The sequence below is a fragment of the Sodalis sp. (in: enterobacteria) genome (assembly GCF_036327475.1).
Lineage (GTDB): Bacteria > Pseudomonadota > Gammaproteobacteria > Enterobacterales > Enterobacteriaceae.
The window spans coordinates 1,088,242-1,107,787 of record NZ_CP132913.1 but is presented as its reverse complement, the minus strand read 5'-3'; the positions used below and the strand labels follow the sequence as shown (position 1 = coordinate 1,107,787).

Below are 19,546 nucleotides of genomic sequence, written 5' to 3'. Positions count from 1 at the left end.
TGACCCGCTGCGCGCGGGCTTTACTTGCTGATTTCTTTAATACGGCATCATCAATCTGCGGCGTCGGTTTTGCCGCGTACACCAGAGGTTTTATCGCCCCATGTTCCATATTGTTGCGTCCGATCTTGATGGCACACTGCTCTCACCGGCTCATCGACTCACCCCCTACACCAAACAAACCCTGCAACTCTTGACCGCACGCGGGATCCACTTCGTGTTCGCCACCGGCCGTCATCACGTGGACGTGGCGCAGATGCGCGCCAATCTGGAAATCGATGCCTATATGATCACCTCTAACGGAGCACGGGTACACAACACCGCTGGCGAGCTGATCTTCTCTCACAATTTGGATGAAGATATCGCCATGGAGTTGTTCAGTATAGTGCATCAGGATCCGAAAATTCTGACGAATGTCTTTCGAAATGATGGATGGTTTATGAACCGTAATCGCGCCGATCAGGAAGATTTTTTCCGCGAATCTACCTTCAAATATCAGGTGTATCATCAGGGCGAGCTGCCCACCGACGGCATCTGCAAAGTGTATTTCACCTGCAATGACCATCAGCGACTGCTGGTGTTGGAAGAGGCACTCAACGCCCGCTGGGGCGATCGAGTCAACGTCAGCTTCTCTCTACCGGTTTGTCTGGAGGTTATGGCTGGCGAGGTTTCCAAAGGGCACGCGCTGCGGCAGGTGGCCGGCCTGCTCGGATATCAACTTAAGGATTGCATCTCCTTCGGTGATGGGATGAATGATCAAGAAATGCTGGCGATGGCCGGCAAGGGCTGTATTATGCAAAATGCTCAGCAGCGTCTAAAGGACACCTTGCCGACCCTGGACGTTATCGGCAGTAATGAGGATGATGCTGTGTCTCGATATCTACGGGCGATGTATTTGGGATAGGAATAAAATGCTTTGCAACTTCGAATGATATACTATGCCGGCCATTACGATACTGACACAGGAGCACGACATTACTCACATTGCTTCCAGTGATTTCATCCATCCTGCGCGCTGGCTTTTTAAGCCCTCATTAGTCCGCTGTCGCCCTATCATTTCATCGATTTTTTTTTTGAACTTAGCGGTGATATTTTCCGCTGTCATTCTGCTGTGCCGCGCATAGGACTGGAGGAAAATAGTGAGGATAATTGAATATGATCTTTGTACATGTCTCTAACGACCGCGGCTATGCCCAATATGGTTGACTGACCAGTCGGCATAGTTTTTCCTTTACAGACTACTATCATACTGATTTATTTTATGCCCCGATGAAGGCTTTAGCACCTACCTCCACAAAGACATGGAGATTTGATCTATACGCTGTCCGAAACGGTTGCTTGCCGGGATATGGGCGATCAGGTGCAGATTTATGAGCGTCGGGACCGGGATACAGCACTCCGAATACAGTACTCGTAACGATACGCTCCTGCATCTCTATCAGATTTGGATATTGCCGACGCAAACCGGTCTGCCGCCGCGCCACGAGCAGTGGCGCTTTGCGACACCAGCCGGCTAGGCTGGGTTTTAGCGATCGACCGACCGCTGCTTCTTAAGCGTGAGGGCGGTTGTTACGTCCGGTCTAGTTATTGACGATGTGGTCTCTCGCCCCTAAGTGCGCAAATAAGCGCGTACGCCGTCAAGGAGCATCTGCGTCGAGATCATGACCAATAATAACCCCATCAACCGCTCAAGTGCACTGACCCCCTTACTCCCTAGCAAGCGCAGAAAGACGTTGGACAACATCAGGATGACGACCGACAGACTCCAGACGATGAGTAAAACCAGGACCAACTGGTTGATTTGCAGTGGATATTGATGCGATAGCAGCATAAGCGCCGCCAGAATAGACGGACCAGCGACTAGCGGGATCGCCAGCGGCACCAAAAACGGCTCCTCCCCCGCCGGCAGGCCTGTGCTGTTACCTTCCTGGGAAGGAAAAATCATTTTGATAGCGATCAGAAAGAGAATAATTCCTCCGGAGATGGATACCGTTTCGGTACGCAGGCTGAGAAACGACAAAATATGTTCGCCGGCAAACAAAAAAATTAGCATGAGAAGCAACGCTATCAGCATTTCCCGGATGACGATAACGCGCCGCCGTTTCGGCTCCAGATGCTTGAGCACCGACATGAATATGGGTAGGTTTCCCAAGGGATCCATAATCAGAAATAACAAAACTGTGGCTGCCATCATTTCACTCATTATTACCTCAAAGTCATCAGCGACGCCGCCACGGCAACGGCATAGAAAGACCTATAAGCGCCGCTGCTGAAAAGGGCTTAAAATCGAATAACTTCACTTGTGACACTTCGGCCATATTTTGTATGGTGGACAGAGCATATCCCGCTGACGCTGTGCAGTAAATAGCGCGCGGAAGAGTTTGTCACCCATACGGCAGGACGGTTAAGCATGAAAAACGTTGGTTTTATCGGTTGGCGCGGTATGGTTGGTTCAGTGCTAATGCAGCGTATGACTGAAGAGCGTGATTTTGACACCATTCGCCCGGTATTTTTTTCCACTTCTCAACATGGTCAACCCGCGCCGGTAGTCAACGGCCAACAGGATGTGCTACAAGATGCACTGGACCTTGCGGCGCTCAGCGCGCTGGACATTATTGTGACTTGTCAAGGCGACGATTATACCAACGAAATCTATCCGCGGATACGCAAAATCGGCTGGCAAGGCTATTGGATTGATGCGGCGGCGTCACTGCGTATGCGCGATGATGCGATTATCGTTCTTGATCCTGTTAATCAGGCAGTGATTCAGCAGGGTTTGGATCGCGGTATTAAGACGTTTGTTGGTGGTAACTGCACCGTGAGTCTGATGCTAATGTCGTTGGGCGGGTTGTTTGCCCAGGATTTGGTGGAGTGGGCCTCTGTCGCAACCTATCAGGCGGCATCCGGCGGGGGGGCACGTCATATGCGTGAACTCCTGGTTCAAATGGGGCAATTACACAACGTGGTAGCGAAACCGCTGCAAAATCCGGCATCAGCCATTTTGGATATCGAGCGGCGGGTCACTGATCTAACCCGCAGCGGCACCCTATCGACGAATAACTCTGGCGTGCCACTGGCCAGTAGTTTGATCCCCTGGATAGGTAAGAAACTGGAAAATGGCCAAAGCCACGAAGAGTGGAAAGGCCAGACAGAAACCAATAAAATCCTCAACCCCAGTCAGGCAATTCCGGTGGATGGGTTATGCGTGCGCATCGGCGCCCTGCGCTGCCATAGCCAAGCGTTTACGCTGAAGCTGAAGAAGGATGTTCCACTGGCGGAAATTGAACGTTTGTTGGCAACCCATAATGACTGGGTGACCGTGATACCTAACGATCGAGAACTGTCAATACGAGAATTGACGCCAGCGGCGGTGACCGGCACACTGAAAACGCCTGTCGGTCGGCTACGTAAATTGAACATGGGGCCGGAGTATCTTTCGGCCTTCACCGTCGGCGATCAGCTGTTGTGGGGCGCAGCCGAACCTCTGCGCCGCATGCTGCGCCAGGTAGCTCACTAATATCTGCCTCCTTGCCGCCTGTAGCGAGGGGCGGAGAGTCGCCCTTCGCTGTGCCGCCGGGCAAACTGACTTCACTTGCGCTAATGTCCACCTGTTTTTCCCTTGTGTGACCAGCGCCAGGTTAATGCCCGTGGCATTTTAAGCACCATCGTGCGCTCCGGCAATTCATATAGGCTGAAATTCTCATGTCCCAGCGCAATGAGGAAAGATAAAGATAACGCGCATGACGCGGCCGCACCAGAGTACGGTCGGCCCCTCCAGTTATCGGCGCAGATCCGCGCGGCGTTCTCTCCGCCAATCCGTTGATTAACGATCCGCTGGCGCTTGTCATTCATGGCGTTTAATGCAATATCTATTGCCAACGTATTTTTGGATAATTAAAATTTAACTGAGCGACGTTAAGTTTTCATAGGCTTAATAATTAATAAAAATTTCCAATACGTGGCAGGTTTTTCTGTCGTTGGGAATTTAATTTTTGTGATGGCCGCCGCCATCCGATGCGCCAGCGGTAGGAAAACGGTATTCGGGAACTCTTTTACCAGCGGTAACTGTTGACTAATTTTATATGAATCATAAATTATCGCGAGCGAAGGCGGCTCAAAGCCGATCCCTCAGAAAGGAGAATTTACGGCGCAACACGGTGGCATAGTCGTCGCGAGTACCGGTGAAATCGTCGCCAGGCAGCACCGCGTTGCGGGTTCAGGCGCCTTTGGCGTGTGGGGTAGTAGTGAGCCAGTTTTCCAGCGCATGTTCGGCCAGCCCGCGATAAGTGGTCAATTTTCAGTCAAATACCGACAGTAGCAGCGCCTTACCATCTTCATCACTTAACGATGGCGTATAAGTGCGGGGTCACCGCCTTGCGGCGAATCGGATTCATCGTCGCACAGCGGGTGTGCGCCAGAGTAAGTTCAGACGATGTTCCCACAGCCCAGAGAGCCGTTTGAAACGGGCGTTATAAACCTTGAGCAGATAGTCAATTTCGCCGTCATCTATATACACCTTTCCAGGATTCGCTATGATATTTCACGTCGGTGGAGCCAATAATCGAGAGCGTTTCCATCCAGGGGATGATGAATGCAATGCAGTGACTTCGTTTTGCAGAATGTACGCCTGCGGCTGGAAATGGACCTGCAGCACGACGGTATGGTTACCTTTTATCCAGGCGGATGCCGTACTGCGACGGTAAATGCAAGCTGTCATCGATGCAATGTTTTATCCAAGGATCGATGGCGTTGGCCAGCTCCCTTGTCCTGTCAGAGATGGATGACTCTTGACGGCCAGGCTATCGCGCGCCTCGACTTTGTGTCACAGACCGTTTTCTCGCCAGGCACGGGCCCCTGCGTACGGGTTTTGATATCGCCGCCCCGCGCCACTATTTCCTGAGCGTTGAGCACCACCAGACGCGCATCACCTACCCAACAGTCTGAATACTCAAAACCGCGCACGAAAACCGCGCACGATTTCCGGTGTTAGGACCGAATCCATGCCAAACGAACGCCCTCACTGAGCCGACAGAGGGGTGCGCCTGCCAAGATGATCATATAAACAGGCCCGATCGAATCATCTACGCCAGGCGCAGATACGGCCGGCACGGCAGTCGAAAGCGCATCGGAAAGGTAATATAGATCTCCATTTTTAACAACACTTCTCGTTCGGTCAGCGCTTCGCTCACAAAGCGAAATTTATAACTTCGAGATAGCGCAGGTCACCGTGAATGAGTTTAGAGCTGGCGGACGATGTGGCACACACCGAACCCTGCGCTCCCAACAGCAATACGGACATTCCACGCTCGGTGTCGTTGGCAGCAATACCGGTACCGTTGATCCCACTACTGATTCAAGTCCTTCCAATGCGCGTTACAATTCTTTTATATTCGTTTTGCTCATGGTTGTAAGCGCAAACTAACATATAAGAACTCTGTGAAAAAAGAGGCAATGCGTGACGCAGTTAACGTTTTTACTCGATCAGCGCGGGTTGCTGCCACGGCGACGCCGATATGGCGCGACAGGAGTGGCGGCGAAAGCGCTGCATGCCGGCCAACGGCTTGCTACACTTCTTTTACTACCGCGAGGCGTGCTATCTTTCATTCAACGAGGCGACAGGGGCATGGATCAATTTGCAACAATCAGCGTAGAACTGGCTAGGGATCGCTGGCAGCGGGGACGTGGTACTGCTGATATTCGCGATCAGCAAACTTCGTAGCCTGGTATTCCCGTGGCGCGTTCCATTTTGAGCAATGATATTTTGTCGGCATTTTGGCGCAACAGGGTACCACTCGTTCGGTACTGATGATATGCTATCATGGCAATAGCAGTAAAGGCGTATCTGCTGAGCCAGGGGTGCGGGTTTGACACCTGGCTGAAGCCTTTCCACAGAATATTGGCGCAATATATTGCCTGAACGTCTAGCGGCGTTGGTGCACGTGGAAGTCGTCGAGCCGCGCGTTAGCCCGCGAATCGCTTATTCTTTCCCACCATTACCTCATTATGATAGCGTGAGTGAAATATGATTCGAGTTGCCGCCTTGTCTAAGGCGCGCCTGGCGTTGGTCTTCATTGATTATATGAAAACCCAGGGCGTGGACATGGAGTTGCGTCAGCAGGGGCGTTATACCGAGCTGTGGCTGGCCCAGGACGAAAAACTGGAACAGGTCGAGGGGGCGCTTGAGGCATTTTTACTTGAACCGCAGCATCCGCGTTATCAGATCGCTAGCTGGCGTACCGGTTCGTTACATTACCGCGGCGTGACGGGATCCGGCCTGCTCACTGATCTACCGGCGCTGCATCAGCAGGCCGGTCCTTTGACGTTAGGGGTAACAGCACTGTGCGTGCTGGTCTTTGTTTTAATGACTCTGCTCGGCGATGATTGGGTAATGGCCACGATGGCGTATCCCGCCGGTCCGGCCCAATATGCCCAGATCTGGCGCTGTGTCAGCCATGCCTTTTTGCATTTCTCACTATTGCACCTGATGTTCAATGTGGCGTGGTGGTGGTATCTGGCTGGCCTGATGGAGCGCTACCGCGGTGTGGCGTCATTACTCATTTTGTTCCTGCTATCGGCAATCGTCAGCGGCGTGGTGCAGTCACATTTTAGCGGGAGCTTTTTTGGCGGCCTGTCTGGCGTGGTGTATGCGCTGATAGGCTATGTCTGGTGGCATGGCGAGAAAAATCCCGGCGAGCCGCTATCTATGCCGCGCGGAGTGATCGTGTTCGCCCTGTTGTGCCTCATTACCGGCCATTTTAATATCTTGGGGATCGCAATCGCTAATGCCGCGCACGTGGCAGGTCTGGTAACGGGCCTGCTGATGGCGTTTTGGCAAACACGGCGGTATCGGAGTCACAGCGATCGGCGCTGATCGGCCGGCAGCACAGAGGAGTCAATGTGAAGCAAACACAGCGGTATGATGCCATTATGAGCTGGTTCGCCATCATACGCCAGTACCGAGGAACTGGTGGATCACTTTACCGTCAGTCCACAGATAATACGGCGCAATCTGAACGATTTGGCCAAACAGAACAAGACTCAGCGCCATTACGGCCACGCAGCACTGCCGTCGAGTTCGGTCAACTCTGCCTACCACGATGCAGGGTGATGTGGTCAGCGAAAAAGGCGCGCATTGCGGCGCGCGTCGCCGGTCAAATCCCCGACGGCGCCACGCTGTTCATCGATTCGGCACCACGCCCCGGAGGCGGTGGTGCACGTGCTGCTGGGTCATAAAACTGCGGGTGGTCCGCCAATAATCTTAACGTGGCGACGTTGTGCGACGGCGGCATTATCGGCGAGGCCGCCCTCTATATACGGCATCTCAGCATCAGCAGCATTGATTTGGATGGCTCGCTGCTAAAGTTTAATTAGAGGTGCGCATCAAACGGGCGATTATCGACAATTCTCGCTGCGTGGTGATACTGGTGACCGGCAATTCTAAATTCGCCCGCAGCGCCAGCGCCATGGTCAATCAAATAGAGCTGGTAGATGATCCATTTACCGACCAACTTGCCGTCGGGTGATGACTCTTACCGGACACTCCAAGTGAACCTGTGCTAAGCGTAAGGTCTCGAGTGTAAAAATTCACGCCGACTTTCCCATTTTAAATGGTATTGTCTATTCTTTGATCATCACGGCGCTTAGCCAGACCATTCCGATGCCTTTTGCACGGCGACATGAACGGCGACCCCTTAAGGTACGCCGCAGTTTAATATGGCCACAGGCACAGCGTGCCCCTCCGCTAAGCTTTTGGATAACCGTGGGTTGCTATGGCGATCGCTTGCGATGGGCGTGGAAATAACTATGATGATGACAGGATTAGTAGCCGATTTTCCAGCACTGTTTAGGTTAGCCTAACAGGATAGAGATGTTCAGCCAAAATTTGATAAAGCTGTGAAAACAGGCGCAGCGCCAGATCACCAGTAGCAACGTTAACAGTCTCGCCGGCACGCGGGAAATGGCCTCGTTGCAGTGGTGACAGACGGTCAGCACGGTGATCAATGAAAGTATCGCCCCAAAGTCCCTAAACCGGGTGACAGTAATAAAATCTTCTGCTATATCAATGACCTGTACATGGAATTTGGGACGCCTGACTAGCAATAATCTTATCAATCTTAGCGGGTATGACATGGTCAAAAGAGTGTTCGAGGCTTATCAGATTAGCTTGCCGATATCCTGAAATACGAGACGATTAGGCGCTGGATAACGGCGGCCTGGGCCACCTGGCCGATTGCTATATGGATTTCATGGCGACCGTGGGCCAGCCAGCCATCGGGCTACCGGCTGAATTACCAGCATAGTTTCCAGACATTCGCCAAAGGCCAGTAATGGAATCCTTCGACGACTGGCATCGCGAAACCTATCCCTGGTTCCGTCATAACGCAGCGCCAGATGTGACGTCGGGTTTGATGGCAAACTGGTGAAAGACAATCAGGGCGGCAGCCACTGGGAACCGCCGTTCTCGCTGATCGGCGAAACCTTGGATTTGCAGGTAGTCAATTTTGGCAACAGTGCGGTGCTGCCGCTGCGTTTATGGCGGGCGACACGTCCGCATATCCGTTCAATCTGGCGTTTTTAATGACGGGAAATTCCTTAAAGCCGACGGGACGGGATCGACGTCGACACGTTCCCTAGTCGACACGTTCCCTAAAGTACTTTACCCGAACGATAACCATCAGAAAGATAAATAGCTACGACTGATGCAGCAGTATTTCCAGTGCGCTTGTGCCGTGGCGGACATTTTGTGCCGTCACCATTTGGCCGCAGTCTGGAAACTCTGCCGAATTATGAAGTTATTCAGCTCAATGATACCCATCCGGCTATCGCCATGAAATGTTGTGCATGCCGCTTGCTGCTCGACCAACATCGGTTCACATGGGATGAGGCCTTTGTTGATTACGTCACGCACTTTCGCCTATACCAACTATACGTAGCATTGAGAAGCTACTGCAGACGCTACTGCTGCGCCTTTTCGCCATTATCAGGAACATTAACGATCGACTGCGCGTGCTTGGAGCAGCATCGGCATGGCGACAACGCGGTATGGCGCCGCTTAGCGAGCATATAGGGTAACAAGTACGGATGGAGAATTTATACGTGGTATGTGGCTTTACTGTCAATGGCGTCGCCGCGCTACTTTCTGAACCAGTGAAAGAGACCTGTTTCCCGATCATTATTGGCTATGGCCGCGTAAGGCGTGATCAACGGTGTTACTCAACTCCGTTGGTTGAAACAGTGTAATCCGGCGCTGGCTGGGCGGATTGATGAAACCATTGGCAAAGGCTGCTTCACCCGGAAAGATTGCAAGCGCTGGCGCCCCATGCGGACAATGTGGCGTTTCGCGCCCGTTTTCAGCAGATTAAATACGGCAACAAACGGCGGCTAAAATCCATTAGATGACGGGTATTGCCGAGCAAGTAGGCGAGGAGAATATATTTATTTTCGGCTATACGGTAAGCCAGGTAAAGGCGCTGCTCGCCGACGGCCATAAACCGGTGCGATTTTTGAAGCGGAATGAGGCGATGAAAGGGTTGTTGGCGGATTGGTCAGCTGTAGATACAGCTTCAAAGACAAGCACACCTTCACGTTTCCTTACTGCACAATCTGCAATAGGCGGCGATCCTTAATTTGATGCTGGCGGATTTCGCCGCCTATTGCCAAGTCTGGCAGCGGGTGGACGCGTTATATTGCCGCCCCGATAACTGGACACGCAGCGCGGTGGTAAATACCGCGCTGGCAGCTTCTTCAGCTCGGACCGCGCGGCACATGATTATCAGCAGCTATCTGGTAGACAAAACGTTGAGCTGATGATGCCGTGATGGCACTTGTTATGGATGAGCATGGTCAAGCACGGAACATGCCGATGACAGTGGCGGACGCGCTTTATCAGCGTGCGGCGGGCTGGCATTATCAGCGAGTGCGTCTCGACGCATGGCAATGGCCACGCAGCATCAGCCCGGAAACGCTGCGGCTACTTATTGGACGCGATGCCGGGAGCCGACGCCGGTGACAGTTTGGCACCGCTGCCACCTGTATGGGTCACCGGTGGTTACCGTGAGCGCTTGCTGACGCTGCCGATGGGTGTCTGACGGCTACCATCGGTTGACGCTGTGTGTTTGTGCACGCTTGGAATGCAGGGTAATTGTCGACACAGAGCGCGGTTATGAGCCGCCGACCGGGGCGGAATGCAGCTATGGGGATGGGGCAGCAGGTCCAGCTCTATACGCTGCGTTTAATACGCAATTGGAGTATCGCCGATTTGGCGCAAATGATCGCCGGGATAGCCTGACTGGACGGTGCTTTTGTTAGCGTTAACCCGCTGCATATGCTGTATCAGACCCACCCCGATTGGGCCAGTTCTTATTTGATGTTGGGGCGGGCTGAACGATTTTCTGCACAATGCGCAGGAGTAGCTTTTGTGGTTGGAGCTGGGAGCTGGGAGCTGGGAGCCGGTTACAGGCGTTGTATGCGAATGACCAGGTGGATTATGCACAGTAATGACGATGAAACTGACGACACAGCGTTATGCTTGGACGCAATTCAGATGTGCGGCGGATAATCTTAAACGCCAATCGCTAGCGGAGTTTATTGCGGCCGGCGGTGACAGCCTTTATCAGCGGGCTATTTTTGATGCACCTGCACATTTGCACATTAAATAGGTTGTGCACAGTTGCCTGAGTCCGTGCTGGCGCGTTCGAGGCGACAGCACCAAGACGAAACACTTTTTAGTTATTTACAATGGCTGGCGGCCAGGCAGTTGGATGGCTATTACCGATTCAGTCAACGGCTGTGGATGTCGGTAGGGATCTATCGCGATCTGGCGGTTGGCGTCGGCGAGGGCGGTGCAGAAACCTGAGCCGATCCCGCCCTGTACTGTTCCATACGCGTCGGTGGGTGCGCGCCGGACCGATTGGGTCCTCGTGAATTAGCAACTGCTGCCGCAATCGTTTATCGATATGTTCGATATGTTGCGCGCCAATATGCACTACTGCAGCCCGCTGCGCCTTGATCATGTGATGGTGTTGATGTGTTTTGGGTACTGCTTGTGTTATGGTCCTGAGCACGTGGCCTATGTGCGCTACCCGATGGCAGATTTTCTGGCGGTGTTAGCCATTGAGAGCCGGCGCCAGCAATGTATGGTTATCGGCGAGGATCTCGGCAGATATTGGTGAGAAGCTGCGTGCCATGGGCGTGTATTCGTATAGGGTTCTGTTTTTTGGCTTGGCTTGTATGACAATGAGCAGACCTGGCAGTTGCTGCTGGAGGACCGACAGCTAGAGGGCAGGCGTTGCTGGACGCGTTGCGACGCGCAGGCTGATTGCCAGCCGCTACACCCTTGTGCTGAGAAGGAGAAGTTTCCCATGCTGCAGCGCGCTTCTGGGGCTACAGCTCGAAGACTAGTTGCAGATGGCAACACCGGTCAATGTGCCTGGTATCACTGATGCCTGTTCTCACTGGCGAAACTGACGTAGGGTCTCGAGACCCTGTTTGACGACCCTAAGATTATCTAACTGCCGACGGAGGTTTATCGCTGGCGTGGAAGGGAGGGCAGCGAGGGGGACGCCGGGGATCAAGTCGGGCAAACGCTCGCTAACCCCGTTCACGGATCGGACTTAATGCCGATGGTCTGTTTTAGCGGACCTCCGTCGGCAGATTTGGCCTAACGCTGTTAGTCAAGTCTGGCCTATCGCCGATCAATAGTAGGAGTGTTTGCCGCGCTGATGCTCGGTCAAATCGCGCACGCCCTTCAGTTCAGGGAATTTCTCCAGTAGCTCTTTCTCGATCCCTTCTTTAAGTGTATAATCTACCATCGAGCAGCCATTACAGCCGCCGCCGAACTGAAGGATGGCTAGCATATCATCAGTGATTTTTATGAGCGTCACCTGACCGCCGTGGCCCGCCAGCTGTGGATTAATCTGCGACTGCAGCAAATACTCAACCCGCTCGATAAGTGGCGCCTCGTCGTTCACTTTGCGTATTTTGACATTTGGGGCTTTCAACGTCAGCTGGGAACCGAGCTTATCTGTGACGAAGTCAATTTCCGCATCCTCCAGGTAAGGGGCGGAGAGTTCATCCACATAGGCCGATATTTTATCGAATTTCAGCTCCATGTCGGTGGACTTTACTGCATCCGTAGGGCAGTATGACACGCCGCATTCCGCATTTGGCGTGTCAGGACTGATAACGAACACGCGGATCTGGGTGCCGGGTTCCTGATTGGATAGTAAGTTAGCAAAATGTTCCTGGGCAGCATCTGTAATACGGATCATAACATTCACTCAATAATTGACTAAACTAGTAGGATACTATACGCCCTTTCTCTCACAGACTACAAGGTGCGACAAATGCTCCACAGTTGCACTTCGCGCGCGTCAATATCATCCAACATCATCACCCATTTCCTAGCTACATCCACGCGGCATAAGTAAGAAGGCACCGCGGAAGCTATTAGCCAGCGCGCAAGCGCACCAGCGAGCAGTTCAGTTTGATTATAGCCCTACATCAGTGACGAGAGGCATGCAAAGGCACATTAAACAACAAATCTGACTGTTCATCTCCCTCGGCGACGCGATCACGCTAGCGTAACCACAGCAGCCGCGCCAGCACGGGCAAGGCCGGTGTCACCCTGATATTTGAGCTTTGTCACCAGCCGGCTCGCGGCGTGCGGGTAGTCTCCCACTGTAAGCAGAATTTGCCAGGGCGGAGTCTGCAGCCGGCAGGTAATCCACAGCACGGGCAGGCAATTCTCCGCTCCGCTAGCAGCACTCTAACGCAGCGGCGACAAGCGCCGTGATGGCCAAACCAAGGCGATTGCCAGCATAACCAATACAGGGCGCTGATTATTAGTATAGGGTCAACCTTTTGTTTCCGACTTTATGGATGATAACAGATGACATCACTGTTTTGGCAAACGACCGGTTCCGGTGATCGCGATCTTGTGCTGCTGCACGGATGGGGACTGAATGCTGGTGTCTGGTCTCGCATTATTCCCCAGCTAGCGCCACATTTTCGCCTGCACATGGTCGATTTGCCGGGCTATGGCCGCAGCCGCGGATACGGGGCACTGACATTGGAGCAGATGGCGGAGGAAGTGGCGTCACGGGCCCCCGCCAGCGCGCTATGGCTAGGCTGGTCGCTCGGCGGCCTGGTGGCGACCACGGTGACGTATCAGCGTCTCCAAGCGGTCGCTGGCCTGATTACTGTGGCCTCTTCACCGCGTTTTTGCGCTGATGGCGACTGGCCAGGGATAAGGCCAGAGGTGCTGGAAGGTTTTGCACAGGAGCTGCGTTCAGATTTCACCCGAACCGTCAGCCGTTTTCTTGGTCTGCAAACGCTGGGAACCGAGTCCGCGCGTCAAGATGCGCGCTGGTTGAAAAGTGTAGTATTGGCGCAGCCAACACCAGAGACAGAAGTGTTGGCCGGCGGGCTGGCACTGTTGCGTGCTAGTGATTTGCGCCCGGCATTAGGACGACTTGACGTGTCGCTGCTGCGCCTGTACGGCTATCTGGACGGCCTGGTGCCGCATAAAGTGGTTCCATTAGTGGATAAATGCAGTCCCGCTAGCCAAAGCATCGTCTTTGCTGGCGCGGCGCATGCGCCGTTCATTTCTCATCCCGTGCTTTTCTGCCAGGCGCTTTGCGACTTCAGTCAGACCGTTACCTGATTGCGTTAGCGGTGGTACTGCGGCCCAATCCGGAACCTAGGCCGATTGCGCCAATGCCCAAAGCGGACCACTACCCAATTACGTTCCGTCGGCGGTCAATTGGCGATAATCGCCATCAGGCAGAGTGCAGCTATTATAGATACTAGATACACAGCAGTCGCTGGCCGGCGGCGTGACGTAAAAGGCGAGCGGCATATTTTTATTCCACTCTAGCACCTCCATGGCAACATCGGAGTGAAACACCTGTTCCAACGACACAGCCAGATAAGAGTGCTTAGCGCCAGGAATAAGCGCGAGTACAAGCTGGTTTCCTCATCCAACATTGTCATTGCGTGACACTAGGATGCTCTGTACATAAAAGCTGGCACGCCCGGAAAACACCAACAATAGCATAGTAAAGCGGCTTAGACGCGTCCCATCGTGCCAGTCAAACGCATCCAAATAGGTAACGTTGATTTCATAGTGGTTGGTGGTGCCATCGGTATTTTGTTTATAAAACACCAGCTCACCCTCGCTCTTCAGAACGTGCGCGAGCCGGATGATTTCCGCCTCCGGCAGTAATGCCGTGCAGCGGATTCGATTCATACCGATGCTGTCATATGGGAGGCGAGGAAGTTAAAAGGTCGTGGTGCCGCAGCCGATGTTCAGCCACGCGGCCCAGTGCCGCAGAGTGCAGCTGCCGACGTTGTGCAGTGCGTGCAGCACAAGCGGCGTCAGCGGAAACTGGTATATCATCTGCGCTTCACGCGGCCGTTGCCGAAATCGTTAATGTTATCTTAATGGGGCACGTTGGTTTATAAATTGATAAAACGAGTCCACTTCTTTCCACAGATAGCCCACCGTGTCCGGGTGAATATAGTCCGCACCTTGTATCAAATAGTGCAGCAATACGCCGATGACGGCGACGTACTTAGGGTGGCCAAAGTGAGATCCACCTGATCGGCGCTGAACGTTGTCCAGAGGGTGCTGCCGTGAGGGCATAGGTTTAGACCCGCCAGATAGCCTTTCACCCGCCAACTTTGGCGGACATGTAATTACAGATAAAATCAACATCAACCGGACGATTGAGCTAGGCGATCTCTGCTGCCGACTGCCGACGATGTTGATAATCAATGACAAAAACCATCAATACATCAGGGAAAACATGTTGCGTAGTCGGTGACTAAAAGTAGTGAAGGTATCGAAAGTGGTTTTTCCGCCTCTAGAAAGAGGCTGGAGACGATAAGCACTACATCGTCCTAATCCCAGTGCGTTTTTCGTCCTAATCCCAGTGCGTTTTGCGCGCCTGGTGCAGCGTGGATTTTGTGAAGCTAATTTGGCTCTTGATGGTGTCCAATTGCCCCTGGCTTAAGGTGGTGGAGTCAATCTCTCTCGGCAAGCGGGTCTTCCATCATGGCACCTTGTTAATGTGACGACGCGCTAACACAGCATAAACGTGGCAATGACACCTTGTTGTTACTGTAGCCACTGGGAGCAAAATCGTTAAGTGGATTGATGGCAGTTGCGGGTGGGCCGGGGAAGGCGATTAATTTCTATGCTAAGTATTGGCTGGAATGCGTATTTTCCGGCGCTGTACCGATTCAAGGACTGGCAGCGACGGATACATTGATGAGCGTATGGTCATTTGATTGAACGCAACCGATGACAGGGCTCGCCAGCAGTGAGCGCTGCGTGTCGTCGCTGCTAACCTGTTCGGCCTGACCCATCTCCAGTGCGTCGCGCAACTGCATCAGTTTAGTCACCACTCCTCCTTAGTGACAGCTTTCGCCGCCTGTGGGCTGGCGGCAGGGTAAGGATCGGACAGCCCTGGCTGGAAACGATCCCGACAGCGGTAGAGGCAGGCAATCAAAAGACCATTGACTACGATAACTGCCGCTATCGCCGTTGCGCTGTAAAGCGGATGCTGTATGAAAGTAGCCGCCTGATAGAACAGCGTTGCCAGCGAATAAGCCATATTAACACCCCATAGTGCCGACAGTAGCATCCAACCGCGGCTGCTTTCTCGAATAATAGCGCCAAGGACCGAAACACAGGGCACATACAACAGAACAAAGATCAAATAACTGTAAGCGGCGGTAGCGCTGCCAAATTTTCTGCTCATCATTCCCATGGCGCTGCTGCTCATCTCGCCGTCGCCTTTACTGGCTTCGATAGGGTTGGCGAGAACGCTGAAGCTGAAGACATCCTGTATTCCCTGCCAGGTTTCCGTCATGGCGCCAGACAATTCATCCAATAAATCGAATGCGTCCGGCTCAAACGGGGTACGGGTGATCTGTTCGGCGGTATACAGCGTGTTGAGCGTCCCCACCACTACCTCTTTTGCCATTGCACCACTAATCAGCCCAATCGTGGCCTGCCAATTATCCTCATGGATGCCCATCGGCTTGAGTAGAGGGGTGAGGGTTCTACTCACCGCCGCGAGCGCAGAGTGATTGACGTTGTCCGCTGTTTCGCCGTGCAGCGTGAAGCTGTTAAGCGCGCCAATGAGCATGCTGGCTAGAACGATGACCTTACCGGCCCGAAACACGAAGCTCTTCAGCCGCTGCCAAGTTTGCAATAATAGGCTTTTGATGTGCGGCAAGTGGTACACCGGGAGCTCCATGATGAACGGGATCGCTTCGCCACGCATGAGCGTGTATTTTAACATCAATCCGGTAAGAATCGCTACCACAATTCCCAACAGATACAGCGAAAACACCAATGTTGCGCCGTGCTGGCCGAAAAAAGTCGCGGCGAAGACGGCAAAAATTGCCAACCGCGCGCCACAGGACATGAAGGGCGCCATCATGATGGTCATCAGGCGCTCGCGCGGCGCGTTGAGCGTGCGAGCGCCTATTACTGACGGCACATTGCAGCCGAAACCGACAATCAGCGGCACGAACGACTTGCCCGGCAGGCCGAGGGACTGCATCAGCCGGTCAATGACGAACGCGGCGCGCGCCATGTAGCCGGAATCTTCCAAAAACGACAGACACAAGTACATTATGCCGATTTGCGGAATAAGCGGCAGCACGGTATTGATCCCGCCTCCTATGCCTTGTAGCAGCAGCAGCGTTAACCACTGCGGCGTGTGCAGCTGATAGCCAAGCCATTGAATACCGTCGATGAACAATGCGGTAGATCCGCCATCAAACAACGGATGCAGGGCACCGCCGAGATTGATGGCGAGGATGAACATAAAATACATCACCATAAAAAACAGCGGCACGCCAAGCCAGCGGTTGAGTAGCACAGCGTCAAGACGCTCTGTCAGGCGGTTGGTCTGCGTCAAATGGCCGTTACTGACGGCCTGACAGAGAGCGATGATGGTAGCGTAGCGGGCATTGGCGATCGCCAATGCCGCATCCTGTTGCAGGCCCGCACGCAGGCTTTCCAGCCATTTGGGAGAGGTTAGCAACTCATAGCTGTGAATGTCCCCTTCCAGCATATGCAGCGCCAGCCAGCGCCGCTGGCGTAGCGAATATGCGTGAGAGATGAATGGCTGTAGCTGTTCTACCGCCTGGCGGACGGCTTGCGGATAGTCGACAGTGAGAGACGGTGCCGCCGGTAGCGGGCCGTCCAGCCGCGCCTTCAAGGTTTCAATGCCCTCAGCGCGGGTGGATATCAGCGGGATCACCGAACAGCCGAGCCGTCGCCCCAGTGCTGGAATATCGATGCTAATGCCCTGACTGTAGGCGATATCCAGCATGTTCAGCGCCACGATGCAGGGAATACCAAGCTCCAGTAACTGTAGCGTCAGATAAAGATTACGCTCCAGGTTGGCAGCGTCGACCACGTTTATAAGCATATCAGCCTGCTGTTCGAAGATATACCGACAGGCGATTTGTTCATCCAGCGAGGATTGCTGCGACAGCGCGGTTAGAGAGTAAGCGCCCGGCAAATCGACCAGCGTAATATGCCGCGCGGCGGTGATAAAAAAGCCTTCTTTGCGTTCCACCGTAACGCCGGCCCAGTTACCGACTCGCTGGCGAGCGCCGGTCAACTGGTTGAATAGGGTGGTTTTGCCGGCGTTGGGATTACCGATCAAGGCCACAGTGCGTGTAGTGATCATGAATAAAACCTGTAAGCAGTGACAAATACAAACGGATTACCCCGAGCACACGACGCGTTCGGAGCAGAGCGGGTCAACCGTCGGTACGGCTCAATAGCAGCAATGACAGATCTTTTCTTCGTAATACCAGCTGTACCCTCCGTACTTCGATTTGCACAGGATCGCCCAACGGGGCGACACGCACCACCTGGAACGAACTGCCGGGCAACATACCAAGGGATAGCATTTTTTGCCGGAAGGTGGGAGGAATCTCTTTGGCATAGCCGGTAATTTTATAATGGTGCTGCAATTGCAGTTGCATAGTGACCTTCTTGCATGGTGATCGAAAGCACGGCGTAAACGGTAAATACCACTGGGTATGATTTGTCAACCGGACAGGCGCAGTGTTAATTAATGAAAATGGTAAAAGTAATAGTTATTAATAGCAATAATTCTATCACCTTATTACCCGCGCTAAATAAAACAAACCATCAACCAAATTCTTTTTTTCAGTGGCGATTGCAAAAATCTATTCTCTGCTGTTTGATGCAATGTATTGTATTTACAATATTTAAATTTTAAGCGTCTCGAAAATTCCGGGCAATGGGGTGGGGTCGTCTATTTTGTTAGTCATGGCGCATGGCAGAAAACGAAAATAACCCTGTACCAATAGGCAGTGAATATTAAATAAGCGTCGAGATAATTATACTCATAGCGAATAGTGAATAAAGAAATAATTAAAATATTTATTTACCAGTTCTCCATTCTTTGGCCGTCAATTGATTTCAGAAACGTCACTCGTCCAGTTCGCGTAAGTAACCCAGCAGGCGCGTTTCCAACCAGCGTACGCAACTGCGTTCGTCCAGGCTGCCTGTGACTTCTTTACGATAGTGGCGATAAAAGGCGCGGTATTGCCTTCATCCAGCAGCTGCACAGCGGCTCCACCTGCTCCGCCCAGGCTTTCAGCTCCCGGCGATAAGGTGGTTCAATGACTCTCTATTCATGCGTCACAGTTCATTTTGTCATAAGGATTACTTGTGGACCTGCACAGGTTATACGGTTTGCGGCGACAAAGCGCCAGCCGCCCTGGTTTGTTAACCCTCGGCGTCGCTATGGGTCGCTATGGTATATTGCCGTTGTTATTGCCGTTATTGGCGATGTATTGTGACGATTGATGACGATGAAGAGCAACCTTACTTACCCGTCATCAAGGCTACCGGGAATTACACGATGAGCTAGACCACCCGTGGAAGCGCTACGGCCGGAATTACCGAAAAGGTAGCCTGGGCCGCCAGCCTCTGAGAACGCAGTGAAAATACGGATTATCGTTATAGCAATAAAATCCTGCGCAAGATTTCCCTGTGTGTGCGCTATCTGCGCCGCGTACCGTAAAGAATCGTGGGCGGTGGACTATTCCCCGCAGCAGGACGGTGGGTGTTTTGCATCTGAGTGGAGGTGGAAGGCCAGGAGAGTGAAACAAAACGCTTTCGTATCGCCAGTCCCGATGAAATCTACAAACATAAGAACCGCATTTCCATTGACTCACCTATGGTGCGCGCCTTAATAAAAAGACGGCGGATGGCGAGGCGGAGGTCATACACCGGCGGGCGTCACACCTGGTATATCACTGATATCGCTTACCGCGAATAATACGACACAGTGACACTGCCGTTAAACTGCGCACCGGCGTGGACGTTAATTATTATTCGCGACGGCACGACAGATGTTATTATCGGATCAGGCGCGGAAGGTGTTGATAATTGCGCATCTTCATGTGCTTTGTAACAATTTCGCTTAGAATGGTCACCCGAAATCGCTGTTAGTGATCCACCGACGGGCGTTTCGCTTTTGGGAAA

Annotated in this window: 18 protein-coding genes and 3 pseudogenes; 13 read left to right on the top strand and 8 right to left on the bottom strand. The window is 52.9% G+C overall.

The window, feature by feature from the left end; translation table 11 throughout:
• The first annotated feature begins 100 nt into the window (after positions 1-100).
• Both yigL and GPOALKHO_RS06050 read left to right on the top strand, forming a co-directional pair.
• Positions 101-901 (top strand): sugar/pyridoxal phosphate phosphatase YigL, encoded by an 801-nt coding sequence (gene yigL / locus GPOALKHO_RS06055; protein WP_406701697.1) that lies wholly within the window; start codon positions 101-103, stop codon positions 899-901.
• Positions 902-1,367: 466 nt separating this feature from the next.
• Positions 1,368-1,514, top strand: coding sequence for a hypothetical protein (locus tag GPOALKHO_RS06050; RefSeq protein ID WP_406701696.1), 147 nt, complete (start codon positions 1,368-1,370; stop codon positions 1,512-1,514).
• Between the two features lie 92 nt (positions 1,515-1,606).
• On the opposite strand, the gene GPOALKHO_RS06045 is transcribed toward GPOALKHO_RS06050, so the two are convergent.
• On the bottom strand, positions 1,607-2,200 hold the full coding sequence (locus GPOALKHO_RS06045) for a YhgN family NAAT transporter (RefSeq protein WP_406701695.1): 594 nt from the start codon (positions 2,198-2,200) through the stop codon (positions 1,607-1,609).
• 207 nt (positions 2,201-2,407) lie between these two features.
• Between GPOALKHO_RS06045 and asd the strand changes: the two genes are divergently transcribed.
• Positions 2,408-3,514, top strand: coding sequence for an aspartate-semialdehyde dehydrogenase (gene asd / locus GPOALKHO_RS06040; protein WP_406701694.1), 1,107 nt, complete (start codon positions 2,408-2,410; stop codon positions 3,512-3,514).
• 1,060 nt (positions 3,515-4,574) lie between these two features.
• Here the strand turns inward: asd and GPOALKHO_RS06035 are convergent.
• Positions 4,575-5,350: pseudogene (locus tag GPOALKHO_RS06035) on the bottom strand (FAD-dependent oxidoreductase); the annotation flags it as partial.
• A gap of 102 nt (positions 5,351-5,452) precedes the next feature.
• Between GPOALKHO_RS06035 and GPOALKHO_RS06030 the strand changes: the two are divergent.
• From GPOALKHO_RS06030 to GPOALKHO_RS05995, 8 genes and pseudogenes are all read left to right on the top strand, one after another.
• Positions 5,453-5,716, top strand: a complete 264-nt coding sequence (locus tag GPOALKHO_RS06030; RefSeq protein WP_406701693.1) for a hypothetical protein — start codon at positions 5,453-5,455, stop codon at positions 5,714-5,716.
• 303 nt (positions 5,717-6,019) lie between these two features.
• A complete protein-coding gene (glpG, locus tag GPOALKHO_RS06025) occupies positions 6,020-6,868 on the top strand; it encodes a rhomboid family intramembrane serine protease GlpG (RefSeq protein ID WP_406701691.1) in 849 nt (282 codons plus the stop codon).
• A 26-nt stretch (positions 6,869-6,894) separates the two neighbouring features.
• Positions 6,895-7,520: pseudogene (locus GPOALKHO_RS06020) on the top strand (DeoR family transcriptional regulator).
• Between the two features lie 675 nt (positions 7,521-8,195).
• Positions 8,196-9,815, top strand: a pseudogene (locus GPOALKHO_RS06015) (glycogen/starch/alpha-glucan phosphorylase).
• Positions 9,812-10,006, top strand: coding sequence for a hypothetical protein (locus tag GPOALKHO_RS06010; protein WP_406701690.1), 195 nt, complete (start codon positions 9,812-9,814; stop codon positions 10,004-10,006). Before GPOALKHO_RS06015 ends, GPOALKHO_RS06010 begins: the two are co-directional and overlap by 4 nt.
• 153 nt (positions 10,007-10,159) lie before the next feature.
• Positions 10,160-10,285: a hypothetical protein gene (locus GPOALKHO_RS06005; protein WP_406701689.1), complete on the top strand. Its 126-nt coding sequence runs from the start codon at positions 10,160-10,162 to the stop codon at positions 10,283-10,285.
• A 381-nt stretch (positions 10,286-10,666) separates the two neighbouring features.
• Positions 10,667-10,852: a hypothetical protein gene (locus GPOALKHO_RS06000; protein ID WP_406701688.1), complete on the top strand. Its 186-nt coding sequence runs from the start codon at positions 10,667-10,669 to the stop codon at positions 10,850-10,852.
• A 100-nt stretch (positions 10,853-10,952) separates the two neighbouring features.
• Complete coding sequence (locus GPOALKHO_RS05995; protein WP_406701687.1) at positions 10,953-11,168, top strand: 4-alpha-glucanotransferase; 216 nt, start codon at positions 10,953-10,955, stop codon at positions 11,166-11,168.
• Positions 11,169-11,690: 522 nt separating this feature from the next.
• Here GPOALKHO_RS05995 and nfuA read toward each other — a convergent pair.
• A complete protein-coding gene (gene nfuA / locus GPOALKHO_RS05990) occupies positions 11,691-12,266 on the bottom strand; it encodes an NfuA family Fe-S biogenesis protein (protein WP_406701686.1) in 576 nt (191 codons plus the stop codon).
• 620 nt (positions 12,267-12,886) lie between these two features.
• On the opposite strand from nfuA, the gene bioH reads away from it, so the two are divergent.
• Positions 12,887-13,660, top strand: a complete 774-nt coding sequence (gene bioH, locus GPOALKHO_RS05985; RefSeq protein ID WP_406701685.1) for a pimeloyl-ACP methyl ester esterase BioH — start codon at positions 12,887-12,889, stop codon at positions 13,658-13,660.
• Positions 13,661-13,738: 78 nt separating this feature from the next.
• Here the strand turns inward: bioH and GPOALKHO_RS05980 are convergent, their stop codons facing one another.
• The 5 genes from GPOALKHO_RS05980 to feoA form a co-directional block, all read right to left on the bottom strand.
• Entirely contained in the window at positions 13,739-13,918 is a 180-nt protein-coding gene (locus GPOALKHO_RS05980; protein WP_406701683.1) for a hypothetical protein, read from the bottom strand.
• Positions 13,919-13,972: 54 nt separating this feature from the next.
• Positions 13,973-14,161: a hypothetical protein gene (locus GPOALKHO_RS05975; protein ID WP_406701682.1), complete on the bottom strand. Its 189-nt coding sequence runs from the start codon at positions 14,159-14,161 to the stop codon at positions 13,973-13,975.
• A 1,079-nt stretch (positions 14,162-15,240) separates the two neighbouring features.
• Entirely contained in the window at positions 15,241-15,402 is a 162-nt protein-coding gene (locus GPOALKHO_RS05970; RefSeq protein WP_406701681.1) for a hypothetical protein, read from the bottom strand.
• Complete coding sequence (gene feoB, locus GPOALKHO_RS05965) at positions 15,399-17,708, bottom strand: Fe(2+) transporter permease subunit FeoB (RefSeq protein ID WP_406703409.1); 2,310 nt, start codon at positions 17,706-17,708, stop codon at positions 15,399-15,401. The genes GPOALKHO_RS05970 and feoB overlap by 4 nt, the downstream gene beginning before the upstream one ends.
• Before the next feature lie 76 nt (positions 17,709-17,784).
• Positions 17,785-18,012, bottom strand: a complete 228-nt coding sequence (feoA, locus tag GPOALKHO_RS05960; RefSeq protein WP_406701680.1) for a ferrous iron transporter A — start codon at positions 18,010-18,012, stop codon at positions 17,785-17,787.
• A gap of 1,127 nt (positions 18,013-19,139) precedes the next feature.
• Here feoA and GPOALKHO_RS05955 point away from each other — a divergent pair.
• On the top strand, positions 19,140-19,340 hold the full coding sequence (locus GPOALKHO_RS05955) for a GreA/GreB family elongation factor (protein WP_406701679.1): 201 nt from the start codon (positions 19,140-19,142) through the stop codon (positions 19,338-19,340).
• Positions 19,341-19,546: the final 206 nt, after the last annotated feature.

Excerpts from the sequence above, each read along its gene's own strand:
- nfuA (WP_406701686.1), bottom strand. The coding sequence starts at position 12,266 with ATGATCCGTATTACAGATGCTGCCCAGGAACATTTTGCTAACTTACTA.
- glpG (WP_406701691.1), top strand. The coding sequence starts at position 6,020 with ATGATTCGAGTTGCCGCCTTGTCTAAGGCGCGCCTGGCGTTGGTCTTC.
- GPOALKHO_RS05995 (WP_406701687.1), top strand. The coding sequence starts at position 10,953 with ATGTTCGATATGTTGCGCGCCAATATGCACTACTGCAGCCCGCTGCGC.
- GPOALKHO_RS06050 (WP_406701696.1), top strand. The coding sequence starts at position 1,368 with ATGAGCGTCGGGACCGGGATACAGCACTCCGAATACAGTACTCGTAAC.
- bioH (WP_406701685.1), top strand. The coding sequence starts at position 12,887 with ATGACATCACTGTTTTGGCAAACGACCGGTTCCGGTGATCGCGATCTT.
- asd (WP_406701694.1), top strand. The coding sequence starts at position 2,408 with ATGAAAAACGTTGGTTTTATCGGTTGGCGCGGTATGGTTGGTTCAGTG.
- GPOALKHO_RS06045 (WP_406701695.1), bottom strand. The coding sequence starts at position 2,200 with ATGAGTGAAATGATGGCAGCCACAGTTTTGTTATTTCTGATTATGGAT.
- yigL (WP_406701697.1), top strand. The coding sequence starts at position 101 with ATGTTCCATATTGTTGCGTCCGATCTTGATGGCACACTGCTCTCACCG.
- feoA (WP_406701680.1), bottom strand. The coding sequence starts at position 18,012 with ATGCAACTGCAATTGCAGCACCATTATAAAATTACCGGCTATGCCAAA.
- GPOALKHO_RS06005 (WP_406701689.1), top strand. The coding sequence starts at position 10,160 with ATGAGCCGCCGACCGGGGCGGAATGCAGCTATGGGGATGGGGCAGCAG.